The following is a 10836-nucleotide window of genomic DNA, read 5'->3' as shown; positions in this document are numbered from 1 at the left end:
CCGGGCGAGCGCGGCTGACCGGGCGAGCGCGGCTGACCGGGCGAGCGCGGCCGATCGGGCGAGCGCGGCCGATCGGGCGAGCGCGGCCATCGAGGGCTAGCGCGGGCGGCGGTCAGCCGATGCCGTGGCCGGCCATCGGCGGCAGCGGGCAGTGCAGCAGGCCACAGATCGTGCGCAGCAGCTCGACCTCGGGCACGGTCATCATCCCGTCGTGGCTGATCACCGCCACCACCGCCGCGACCAGCCGCTCCTTGTCGCCCGGTCGCAACCCGTCCAGCACCGGCCAGGCGGTCTCCAGGGCCAGCACGCCGTTCTCCGGCGGCGCGTACGGCAGGTTGGCCCCGGGTATCAGGACGGCGACGCCGGCCTGGAAGGCCTGTTCGGCGGCGGGCCGGCCGGCGTGCCCGACCTGGGCGAGGAGGGCCAGCAGAGCGGCCGCCGCAGAGCGGGCATCGGTGAGGGTACGCCGGTCGGTGCGCCAGCGGGAGTCCGGCCGCAGCGACTCCTGGATCTCGGCCAGCAGCAGCCGGGACAGGCAGTACTCGGTCACGTCGATCGCACCGTCGGCGTGGATCAGCGTGAACACGGCCGACAGCAGCGATTCCAGTTCCGCGTCCGGACGGGCGCGCAGAGCCGGGAAGGCCAGCTCGGCCAGGGGCAGTCGGAGCGCCGGATGCAGCCCGGCCAACTCGCTGGCCGCACGCAGGGCGGCGTCGGCCAGGTCGCGGCCGTGCTGCTGCGCCAGCGCGGCGTACTGGTGCTGCCGGATCTCCGGGTCGGCGCTGAGCAGCAGGCCGAGCACCAGCGGTACGGCCGCCTCCCGGTTGCGGGCCCGGTCGAGCAGCGGATCCGGGATCCGGTTGAGGATCGCTGCGGCGTGGGTGTAGGCGGTCTCGGTGGGAGCGGCGACCCGGCCGAGCACCTCGCCCGGCGCGACCGACACCCGCGCGCCGTGCCCCGGCAGGCCCGCCCCGGCCTGCCGTGCCTGCCCCGGCGCACCCGGCTGGAGCTGGCCCGGCACGTTCTCGCCCGCCGGGCCACGGGCCGGCGCCTGCGTACCCGCCGGGCCCGGCGTCCGCCGGCCGGGCACGGCCTCGCCCGGCGTGGCCGGGGCCAGGCCGAGCGCGATGTCCTCCTGCCGGCCGGACGGCGGTGCCGCCGCCCACTGCCGCGACAGCCGCTGCAGCTCCGCCGGGTCGAACGAGGGCTCCAGCGCCCTGATCCGGTCGGCCAGCGGGGGATGGGTGGCCAACCAGGAGGCCCGGCTCGCCTCGCCGAAGAGCATGTGCCCCACCTCGTCGCGCTTCGGCGACTTCAGCTCGGCGCCGCCGGTCAGCCCACCGATCTTCTTCAGCGCCCCGGCGATGCCCCGGGTCTGCCGGGTGTACTGCACGGCCGAGGCGTCGGCCAGGTACTCCCGTTGCCGCGACACCGAGGCCTGAATGAGCCGCCCGGCGACGACCCCGACGTACCCGGCCACCAGCAGCGCCAGCCCCACCAGCGCCAACGGGTTCGCCCCGCCGCTGTTGTTGCGCTGCCGGCCGCCGCCGAGGACGCCGGCGCGGGCCAGGCCACGACCGATCACGGTCAGGAAGAGGATGCCGAACAGCAGTCCCATCAGCCGGATGTTGAGCCGCATGTCCCCGTTGACGACGTGAGCGAACTCGTGCGCGATGACCCCTTGGAGTTCGTCGCGGTTGAGCCGCTGCAGCGCGCCCCGGGTGACCGCGACGGCGGCGTCGGCGGGGCCCCAGCCGGCGGCGAAGGCGTTGATCGCCGTCTCATTCGGCAGGACGTAGACCTCGGGAACGGGTACGCCGGAGGCCAGCGCCATCTCCTCGACCACGTTACGCAACCGGCGCAGCTCCGGGTCGGTGGTGTCCGCCGGCACCGGCACCCCGCCCAACTCGCGGGCCACCTTCCCGCCGCCGCCGCGCAACGCGAGGGTACGCACCAGCGCGGCCAGCCCGATCGCCGCGACGGTGCACACGCTGACCACGGCGATCAGCCCGACCAGCTGTCCCGGCGGGCCGGCGGTGGCGTTGAAGGCGAAGACCGCGGCGAGGTTCACCACCACCACGATGCCGACCACGGCCAGCACGAACAGCAGCACCAACCGGGCCGACAGCCGGCGGACCTGACGCTGCCGTTCGAAGAAGTTCATCGGTCGTCGGAGCTCTAGAAGGAGACCTGGGGGGCCTGGCGCTGCTGCGGGTCGTCCGGCTGGAACAGCGCGGCCGGCCCGAACGAGAACATCCCCGCGATCAGGCTGGACGGGAAGACCTCGCGCTTGTTGTTGTAGGCCATCACCGCGTCGTTGTACGCCTGGCGGGCGAAGGCGACCCGGTTCTCGGTCGAGGTCAGCTCCTCCGACAGCTGCATCATGTTCTGGTTGGCCTTGAGGTCGGGGTAGGCCTCGGAGAGCGCGAACAGCCGGCCCAGGGTGGCGGTGAGCGCGTTCTCCGCGCCGCTGAGCTGCTGCATTGCGGCCGGGTCACCGGGAGCTGCCGCGGCCGTGGCCTGCGCGTTGACGGCGGCGTTGCGGGCGGTGATCACCGCTTCCAGCGTCTCCCGCTCGTGCTTGAGGTAGCCCTTGGCGGTCTGGACCAGGTTGGGAATGAGGTCGTGCCGGCGGATGAGCTGTACGTCGATCTGCGCGAACGCGTTGCGGTACGCGTTGCGGGCCCGGACCAACCCGTTGTAGATCGAGACGCCGAAGCCGAGCACCGCCACGACGATCAACGCCAGACACACCAAACCGATGATGAGTTCCACGGCCCCTCCCTCGGTACGCGTCGGTCCTGCCGTTCATGATCGTACGTTCACGTGTCCAGACCTGCCCATTCTCCTATGGGGGCCCTCGGCGAGGACGGGATCCGGTCCCACCCTCGCCCGGCGTCGGCGGTCAGCGCGCGGCCCGGCGTGCCTTGATCACGCTGTCGGCGGTGCCCCAGAGCACGGCCAGGATCGCGGTGACCACCAGCACGGTGGTGACCATCTTCAGGTTCTGGCCCTCGCCGAGCCACTGGAAGCGGGCCACGAGGTCGGGGTTCAGCAGCCGGTCTGTCGACATCAGCCAGACCACCGGCACCGCGAACGCCAGGTTGAGCACCGCGTTCACCGCGACCAGCGGCCAGGTCCAGCGCCCAGCCCGGTACTTGGCGATTTCCAGCCCCACGGAGGCGACCAGCACGGCGATCAGGAACGGCAGCCAGAAGTTCCACCGCGCCGGGCCGAGGATCGGTAGGTTGTCGGCACCGTCGGCGGGGACGAACGACCGGAAGTGCTGCAGTGGCAGGTAGGCGATGAAGAGAGGGCCAGGAAGCCGATCGCTGCGGCCGTGTCGGTGAGCGTGATCTGCCGGTCGACCGGGGCCTCCGGGAGTTGGTCGACGCTCCAGCCGGGCAGGTGCAGGGGGTGTTGGCGTAGCGGGCGGCGAGCTGCGCCGGATCGCCCAGCTCGGTGAGCACCTCGCGCTCGGCGGCGGCAGTCTCCTCCCCGCCGGCCGTGCGGCCCTCGATCATGTCCTGGATCGAGGCGCGCAGCTCGGTGGCGATCTCCTCGCGCGGGGGGCGGGGACCGAGCGCAGGGTGGCGGCGACGTAGCGGTCGGTCAGCGTGCTCATCGGTCGACTCCTTCGAGCAGGGCGGTCATGGAGGTCTGGACGGCGGCCAGATCGGCGAGAAGTCGGTCGAGCGCCGCCTCGCCGTCGGGGCTGGTGCGGTAGAACTTGCGTGGCCGGCTCTCCTCGGTGTTCCACTCGCTGGTCAGGAGCCCCTGCTCCGCAAGCCGACGCAGTAGGGGGTAGAGGGTGTTGGCGTCGACCGGGAAGCCGTGCCCGGTGAGCCGTTGCAGCAGCGCGTAGCCGTAGTCGGGCCGACGCAGGGCGACCAGGCTGGCCACCACCACCGTGCCTCGGCGTAGCTCCTGAAGGTGTGTCCGCAGGACGTCATCGCTGACCCGATACGGTCCGCCACCCCTCCGTCGATCTTGCGTTTTCTGTCGGTGCAACACCGTCCAAAGGGGATGTTTCGGCGACCGAAAGTGCAAGATCGACAGGGGTGGGGTGGCTTGGCGGGTCCGGGCGCGGCGCGGTGGAGTGGCGGCTGCGGCGGGGATAGGGTGGGCCCGACCGACTCGATCATCCAACCCGGGGGGCCTTCGCATGGGCGATTCGTTCGCGCATCTGCACGTGCACACGGAGTACTCGATGCTCGATGGGGCAGCCCGGCTCAAGGACCTGTTCGCCGAGGTCAAGCGGCAGGGCATGCCGGCGGTGGCGATGACCGACCACGGCAACATGCACGGCGCGAACGACTTCTACAAGCAGGCCACGGCCGCCGGGGTGAAGCCGATCCTGGGCATCGAGGCGTACGTCGCGCCGGAGTCGCGCTTCCACAAGCAGCGGGTGCGCTGGGGCCGACCGGAGCAGAAGAGCGACGACGTCTCGGGTAGCGGTGGCTACACGCACATGACGATCTGGGCTCGGAACCAGACCGGCCTGCACAACCTGTTCAAGCTCACCTCGCGCTCGTACACCGAGGGCTTCTTCGTCAAGTGGCCCCGGATGGACGCCGAACTCCTCGCCGAGCACGCCGACGGGCTGATGGCCACCACCGGCTGTCCCTCGGGTGAGGTGCAGACCCGGCTGCGGCTTGGCCAGTACGACGAGGCACTCAAGGCTGCGGCCAAGTACCAGGACATCTTCGGCAGGGAGAACTTCTTCCTGGAGATCATGGACCATGGCATCTCGATCGAGCGCCGGGTCCGCGACGAACTGATCGAGATCTCCCGCAAGCTCGACATCCCGCCGGTGGTCACCAACGACTCGCACTACACCCACGAGGCGCAGGCCGAGGCACACGACGTACTGCTCTGCGTACAGACCGCGGCGAACGTGGCCGACCCGAACCGGTTCAGGTTCGACGGCAGCGGCTACTACATCAAGTCCGCCGACGAGATGCGCGGCGTGGACAACTCCGACATCTGGCTGGAGGGCTGCCGGAACACCCTGCTGGTCGCCGAGAAGGTCGACCCGACCGGGATGTTCGAGTTCCGCAACCTGATGCCGCGCTTTCCGGTGCCCGAGGGGGAGACCGAGGAGTCGTGGTTCCGCAAGGAAACCTTCGCCGGACTGGCCCGCCGCTTTCCGAACGGGATCCCCGAGGGGCACGTCGCGCAGGCCGAGTACGAACTCGGCGTCATCACCCAGATGGGCTTCCCGTCGTACTTCCTCGTGGTCGCCGACTTCATCGGGTGGGCCAAGTCCCAGGGCATCGCGGTGGGGCCGGGACGGGGCTCGGCGGCCGGTTCGCTGGTCGCGTACGCCCTGGGCATCACCGACCTGGACCCGATCCCGCACGGACTGATCTTCGAGCGGTTCCTCAACCCCGAGCGGGTCTCCATGCCGGATGTCGACATCGACTTCGACGAGCGCCGGCGCGGTGAGGTGATCAAGTACGTCACCGACAAGTGGGGCGAGGACAAGGTCGCCCAGATCGCCACCTTCGGCACCATCAAAGCGAAGGCCGCGATCAAGGACTCGGCCCGGGTGCTCGGCTACCCGTACGCGGTCGGCGACCGGATCACCAAGGCCATGCCGCCGGCGGTGATGGGCAAGGACATCCCGCTCGAGGGCATCTTCGACCCGAAGCACCCCCGCTACGCCGAGGCCGGCGAGATCCGGGGCATGTACGAGTCGGAGGCCGACGTCAAGAAGGTCATCGACACCGCCCGGGGCATCGAAGGGCTGATCCGCCAGACCGGCGTGCACGCCGCCGGCGTCATCATGTCCGCCGAGCCGATCATCGAGCACGTTCCGCTGATGCGCCGGGACTCCGACGGGGTGATCATCACCCAGTTCGACTACCCGACGTGCGAGTCGCTCGGGCTGCTGAAGATGGACTTCCTCGGCCTGCGCAACCTGACCATCATCGACGACGCGGTGAAGAACATCGAGCTCAACCACGGCAAGGAGCTGGACCTGCTGGCCCTGCCGTTGGACGACAAGGCCGCGTACGAGCTGCTGTCCCGCGGCGACACGCTGGGCGTGTTCCAGCTCGACGGCGGGCCGATGCGCTCGCTGCTGCGGATGATGAAGCCCGACAACTTCGAAGACATCTCCGCCGTGCTGGCGCTGTACCGGCCCGGCCCGATGGGCGTGGACTCGCACACCAACTACGCGCTGCGCAAGAACGGCCTCCAGGAGATCACCCCGATCCACCCGGAGCTGGAGGAGCCACTGCGGGACATTCTCGCCCCCACCTACGGCCTGATCGTCTATCAGGAGCAGGTGCAGCGCGCCGCGCAGATCCTCGCCGGGTACAGCCTCGGCCAGGCCGACCTGCTGCGCCGGGCGATGGGCAAGAAGAAGAAGGAGATCCTGGACAAGGAGTTCATCCCGTTCCGGGACGGCTGCCGCGAGCGCGGCTACTCCGACGAGGCGATCCAGAAGGTCTGGGACGTGCTCGTCCCGTTCGCCGGGTACGCCTTCAACAAGGCGCACTCCGCCGCGTACGGCCTCGTGTCGTACTGGACGGCGTACCTGAAGGCGCACTATCCCGCCGAGTACATGGCGGCGCTGCTGACCTCCGTCGGCGACGACAAGGACAAGATGGCCCTCTACCTGTCCGAGTGCCGGCGGATGGGCATCCAGGTGCTGCCGCCGGACGTGAACACGTCGGCGGGCCCGTTCACCCCGGTCGGCAAGGAGATCCGCTTCGGTCTCGGCGCGATCCGCAACGTCGGCGCGAACGTGGTCACCTCGGTCATGCGGTGCCGCGAGGAGAAGGGCGAGTACGCCGACTTCTACGACTTCCTGTCCAAGGTCGACGCGGTGGTCTGCAACAAGAAGACCATCGAATCCCTGATCAAGGCCGGCGCGTTCGACTCGATGGGCCACCCGCGCAAGGGGCTGCTCGCCGTGCACGCCGACGCCATCGACGCGTACGCCGATGTCAAGCGCAAGGAGGCCGTCGGCCAGTACGACCTGTTCGGCGCGGGCTTCGGCGAGGCCGAGACCGCGACCAACACCACGGTGATGCCGACCATCACCGAGGGGGAGTGGGACAAGCGCGACAAGCTCGCCTTCGAGCGGGAGATGCTCGGCCTGTACGTCTCCGATCACCCCCTGTTCGGCCTGGAACACATCCTCGGCCCGGCTTCCGACTGCACCATCGCCGCCCTGTCCGAGGAGGGCACCGTGCCCGACGGCGCGGTGGTCACCCTCGCCGGCATCCTCTCCAACGTGCAGCGGCGGGTCACCAAGCAGGGCCGGGCGTGGGCCTCGGCCACCCTGGAGGACCTCGCCGGTGGGGTGGAGACCCTGTTCTTCCCGAACACTTACGAGGTGATCGGGCAGTACATCGCCGAGGACGCCATCGTGGTGGTCAAGGGGCGGGTGGACCGGCGCGACGACACTCCGCGCATCATGGCGATGGACATGTCCCTGCCCGACGTCAGCGCCAGTGCGGCCAACAAGCCGGTCACCCTCACCATCCCGGTGACCCGCTGCACCCCGCCGCTGGTGCAGCGGCTGAAGGAAACCCTGGTGCTGCACCCAGGCGACGCCGAGGTGCATGTCAAGCTGCTCAACGGCAGCCGGACCACCACCTGGCGGCTCGGCCCGGTGCGGGTGGCGGCGACCACCGCGCTGATGGCTGACCTGAAGAGCGTCCTCGGCCCGGCCAACGTCAGCTGATCCGGGCAGTTCCGCGCGCCGCCCCCGCCGCCGCGGGCCGTCCCCGTGCCGCTTGCGCCGCTCCCGCTTCCGCCGTGCGCCGCTTGCGCTGCCAGCGCCGCCGCCGCGTCGCCGTGCGTCGTCCACCGCTCGCGCCGCCGTGCGTCGGGCTCGGGTGTTAAGAAGGGGCCCCTCCTCTACCGGAGGCGTTAAAAGGGGGCCCTTCCTTCAATGCCACGGGGGGTGGATTGGCGCTCCGGGGCGGGCGACCGGGCGGCTAGCGTCGATGGCATGGAGCTGGAACAGGCGCAGAAGCTGTGGCAACCGCAGCCGGGGTGGTTGAACACCGCAACCTACGGGCTGCCACCCGACCCGGCCTGGGACGCGTTGCAGGAGGCGCTCGCCGACTGGCGTGTGGGCCGGGGAGCGTGGGAGGGCTGGAGCGAAGCGGCCGGCCGGACCCGGGACGCGTTCGCCCGGCTGGCCGGCGTGCCGCCGGCCGACGTGGCGATCGGGGCCACCGTCTCCCAGTTGCTGGCGCCGGTCGCCGCCGCACTGCCCGCCGGTGCCCGGGTGGTCGTCCCCGAGGTCGAGTTCACCTCCAACCTCTTCCCCTGGATGGTGCAGGAGATCCGGGGCGTCGAGGTCCGCACCGTGCCGCTGGACAAGCTGGCCGCATCGGTGGACGACGGCACCGATCTGGTGGCGTTCAGCCTCGTGCAGTCCGCCGACGGCACGGTGGCTGCGTACGACGACATCGTCGCGGCGGCGCGGGCACACGGCGCGCTCGTCGCCGTCGACGCCACCCAGGCGTGCGGCTGGCTGCCGTTCGATGCGGCCCTGGCCGACGTGGTGGTCGTCGGCGGCTACAAGTGGCTGATGGGTCCCCGGGGCACCGCCTTCGCCTACCTCGATCCTGCGCTGCGGGAGCGGATGCGCCCGGACGCCGCCGGTTGGTGCGCCGCCAGCGATCCGCACGCCTCCTACTACGGGCCGCCACTGCGATTGAGCGACGACGCCCGCCGGTTCGACATCTCGCCGGCCTGGTTCGCCTGGGTCGGGGCGGCCCCGGCCCTGGAAGTGTTGCTGAGGGTCGGGGTGCCGGCGGTGCACGCGTACGACGTGGGGCTGGCCAACCGGTTCCTGGCCGGGCTGGGGCAGCCGCCCGGGCAAAGCGCGATCGTCAGCGTGGAGGTGCCCGGCGCGCGGGAGAAGCTCGAACGGGCCGGCGTCCGCGCAGCGGTCCGCGCCGGCCGCGTCCGGGCCTCCTTCCACCTCTACACCACCCAGCAGGACGTCGATCTCGCACTCGACGCGCTGGCCGGGTGAAAGGAAGGGCCCCCTATTAACGCCTCGTGTAGAGGAGGGGTCCCTTATTAACAACCGGCGCCGGCGCGCCAGCACCGCAGCTCGCCTCGTCGCTCACCGGCTCAGGCGACGGCGCGGGCATGTGAATGGCCTGCCCTTCATGTCCGCCCTAGGCGACCTGTGGCAGGGCCGGCCCTGTCGAGCTGACAGCGTGAACGGATCGCGGCCTTCAAACCGACAGCGACCGACAGTGACCGACAGTGGCCGGCAGCGACTGCCAGCGACCGGCAGTGGCCGGCAGTGGCCGGCAGCGACTGCAGTGACGGGCAGCGACCGGCAGTGACGGGCAACCGACGAGCGCCGACCGGCAGTGACGGGGGCGGCGACGGACAGTGACAAGCGGAGCGACCGCCAGCGACCGCCAGCGACCGCCAGCGACCGCCAGCGACCGCCAGCGACCGCCAGCGACCGGCAGCGACCGGCAGCGACTGCCAGCGACCGGCAGCGACGAGTGGCCCTTGCGTGATGGCGCCAACGGTTCAGCTCGACAGGGAGGCAGAGAGCATTTAGGGGCCGGGACCTGCGGGGAACCGATCGGCCCGGCAGCAGCGGTCTCAGCCGTACGTTTCTCGCCAGCATCCATGGGGGCCCGCGCAACACCGCAGGGCTCGACATTGCTTGCCGCTGGGTGGACGTCCGCCCCCGCCACTTTGGGGCGGCGGGGGCGGGAGTTCACTTGCCGGTGCCGGTGATGATGCCCGGGTTGATGCACAGCCCCGGCGCGCTGCCGTTCTTCTCGGAGATCTCCAGGCAGCGGGTCACCTTGTCCACCTTGGCGTTGGTCTCGGTGATCTGCTTCTGGATCTCGGCGTTGCGGCGGTCCTGTTCGAGATTGCGGGTCTGGGCGAGCTTGTCCTGGAACGCCTTGATGTTGCCCTCGGTCTTGTCGTCGTGGTTGACCCGGGTGATGGTGACCGACAGGATGTCCACGTCGTCGGCGAGGCGGCCCTCGGCGCCGGCCTTGATGCTCTCAGCGAAGGGCTTGAGGTCGACGTTCAGGCTGCCGGTCTTCGCGTCGATGCGCTCCAGCGGGTTGTAGGAGGCGAACGCGTCGTTCACCGCGCTGTCGAGTTGCACGCCGACCCGCTGGCCCCGGAAGCTGTCGAAGTCACCCTTGTAGTCCATGAACTGCTGTGGCGCGTTCTCGGGCCGGACCTGCCACTCGACCAGCACCTCGACGCAGGCGTCGGCGAGGGTGCCGGTGCGCACCCGTACGCAGTTGGTGTCGCCGATGTGGTCGTACTTCTGCCGCCCGGCGTCCCACTCTCCGACCCGCTGCCACGGCGCGACCCACTTCAGTCCGGAGCCGGTCACCTCGCCGGTGGGCTTGCCGAAGCTGGTGACGATTCCGACCGACCGGATCGGCACCGAGTGGGCGCTCGACGTGATCGTGAGCACGAGCGTCACGATCAGGGCGGCGGCCGAGATCAGCGCGGCGCTCTGCCGCACGCTTCGCGCGCTGAGCAGGGCGACGGCGACGCTGATGGCCGCGATGACGGCGGTGGCGATCGCGAGGATGAAGCCGAAAGGCATGAGCGCCGAACCTTCCATCGGAATGACCTGTTGAGTCGATCATCAACATAGTCGTCCGGGGCAAGGGCTCCGGACTCGGCGTCTGGGGCAGCGGGATTGCCGTTGCGCAGCGCCGGGGCCGCCCCGGCCGAGGCGCAGTCGCCGCCCGTCGGCGCAGGACGACCCTCGCCGGAGACGCCGCTGGCCGGCACCCGGGTTCGGGTGCCGGCCAGCGGTTCTTGCTCCCCCTTGTTGAGGAATGTCTTGTTGGGTCAGCT

General features: G+C 70.5%; 7 protein-coding genes. 2 read left to right on the top strand and 5 right to left on the bottom strand.

What is annotated here, in order from left to right:
- Positions 1–112: 112 nt before the first annotated feature.
- From Vqi01_RS15780 to Vqi01_RS15765, 4 genes are all read right to left on the bottom strand, one after another.
- Complete coding sequence (locus Vqi01_RS15780) at positions 113–2164, bottom strand: M48 family metallopeptidase (RefSeq protein WP_204035552.1); 2052 nt, start codon at positions 2162–2164, stop codon at positions 113–115.
- A 14-nt stretch (positions 2165–2178) separates the two neighbouring features.
- Positions 2179–2775: a LemA family protein gene (locus Vqi01_RS15775; RefSeq protein WP_204035551.1), complete on the bottom strand. Its 597-nt coding sequence runs from the start codon at positions 2773–2775 to the stop codon at positions 2179–2181.
- A 130-nt stretch (positions 2776–2905) separates the two neighbouring features.
- The gene (locus Vqi01_RS30770; protein ID WP_239098423.1) at positions 2906–3193 is read right to left on the bottom strand and encodes a hypothetical protein; all 288 of its coding nucleotides are present in this window, start codon (positions 3191–3193) and stop codon (positions 2906–2908) included.
- A 428-nt stretch (positions 3194–3621) separates the two neighbouring features.
- Positions 3622–3909: a PadR family transcriptional regulator gene (locus Vqi01_RS15765; protein WP_239098422.1), complete on the bottom strand. Its 288-nt coding sequence runs from the start codon at positions 3907–3909 to the stop codon at positions 3622–3624.
- A 256-nt stretch (positions 3910–4165) separates the two neighbouring features.
- Here Vqi01_RS15765 and dnaE point away from each other — a divergent pair, with 256 nt between their 5' ends.
- Positions 4166–7699 (top strand): DNA polymerase III subunit alpha, encoded by a 3534-nt coding sequence (dnaE, locus tag Vqi01_RS15760; protein WP_204035550.1) that lies wholly within the window; start codon positions 4166–4168, stop codon positions 7697–7699.
- Between the two features lie 270 nt (positions 7700–7969).
- Positions 7970–9007, top strand: a complete 1038-nt coding sequence (locus Vqi01_RS15755) for an aminotransferase class V-fold PLP-dependent enzyme (RefSeq protein ID WP_204035549.1) — start codon at positions 7970–7972, stop codon at positions 9005–9007.
- Positions 9008–9718: 711 nt separating this feature from the next.
- Here the strand turns inward: Vqi01_RS15755 and Vqi01_RS15750 are convergent.
- Complete coding sequence (locus tag Vqi01_RS15750) at positions 9719–10579, bottom strand: SPFH domain-containing protein (RefSeq protein ID WP_204035548.1); 861 nt, start codon at positions 10577–10579, stop codon at positions 9719–9721.
- Positions 10580–10836 lie beyond the last annotated feature (257 nt).

Source organism: Micromonospora qiuiae, assembly GCF_016863555.1.
Classification (GTDB): domain Bacteria; phylum Actinomycetota; class Actinomycetes; order Mycobacteriales; family Micromonosporaceae; genus Micromonospora; species Micromonospora qiuiae.
This window is presented reverse-complemented; position numbering and strand designations above follow the sequence as displayed.

What these genes read in the sequence shown, in the direction of transcription:
- Vqi01_RS15750 (WP_204035548.1), bottom strand. Translation starts at nt 10,579, where the DNA reads ATGCCTTTCGGCTTCATCCTCGCGATCGCCACCGCCGTCATCGCGGCC.
- Vqi01_RS15780 (WP_204035552.1), bottom strand. Translation starts at nt 2,164, where the DNA reads ATGAACTTCTTCGAACGGCAGCGTCAGGTCCGCCGGCTGTCGGCCCGG.
- Vqi01_RS15755 (WP_204035549.1), top strand. Translation starts at nt 7,970, where the DNA reads ATGGAGCTGGAACAGGCGCAGAAGCTGTGGCAACCGCAGCCGGGGTGG.
- dnaE (WP_204035550.1), top strand. Translation starts at nt 4,166, where the DNA reads ATGGGCGATTCGTTCGCGCATCTGCACGTGCACACGGAGTACTCGATG.